The organism is Jidongwangia harbinensis (genome assembly GCF_020216025.1).
GTDB classification, from domain to species: domain Bacteria; phylum Actinomycetota; class Actinomycetes; order Mycobacteriales; family Micromonosporaceae; genus Actinoplanes; species Actinoplanes harbinensis.
This window is the reverse complement of the sequence record NZ_JAIWNC010000119.1, coordinates 1-592: the sequence shown is the minus strand read 5'-3', so window position 1 is coordinate 592 and position 592 is coordinate 1. Positions and strand designations below refer to the sequence as shown.

At 70.3% G+C, this 592-nt stretch carries 1 protein-coding gene; it reads right to left on the bottom strand.

Annotation, left to right across the window (positions count from 1 at the left end):
* A partial coding sequence (locus LDL48_RS43245; RefSeq protein ID WP_372472348.1) for a replication initiator occupies positions 1-592 on the bottom strand: 592 nt, incomplete at both ends.

Sequence of the window (592 nt, the reverse complement as noted above, 5' to 3'; positions counted from 1 at the left end):
CGAGGCGTTTGCCGAGGCGTTCGAGTTCGCGGTCGAATTCCTGGATGGTGCGCCGCCACAGTTCGGTGGCTTCGAGGTTCCACACGACCTGGCCGTGGTGGTCGTAGCAGTCCAGGCACAGCGGCGTGCCCAGCGCGGGGTCGGTGGCCTTGTGGCGGGCGGTGCACCGCGTCTCGGCGCCGTGCTCGCAGGGTTTGCCGAACGGCCGGCACAGGTTGGCGCGGCAGGTGCAACGGTCCTTGGATCGGCAGTCGGCTGCGTGGGTCTTCACGACGCGGTGATGCACCGGGCCGAAGGACGGGGCGGTGGCGGTGAGGAACACGGCCAGGTGGTCACCGAGCGGCGGGAGCCCGTATCGGCCGCCTTCCAGACCGGCGCGGATGATCTGGTAGGTGTCGCGGCGGTACACCTCGGCACAGGACGGGCACACGGAGGCGCGGCGGTTGCCGCACGGGGTGTAGATGGCGCCGTCGGGCATCGAATCGGTGTCGATGGTGTGCATGAGCGCGCCGTCGGGGTTCTTGACGTCGATGGCGCCGGACAGCCGGATCGGACGAGTACACGCGGCGGCGGCGCTGACGTGGTCGAGCCA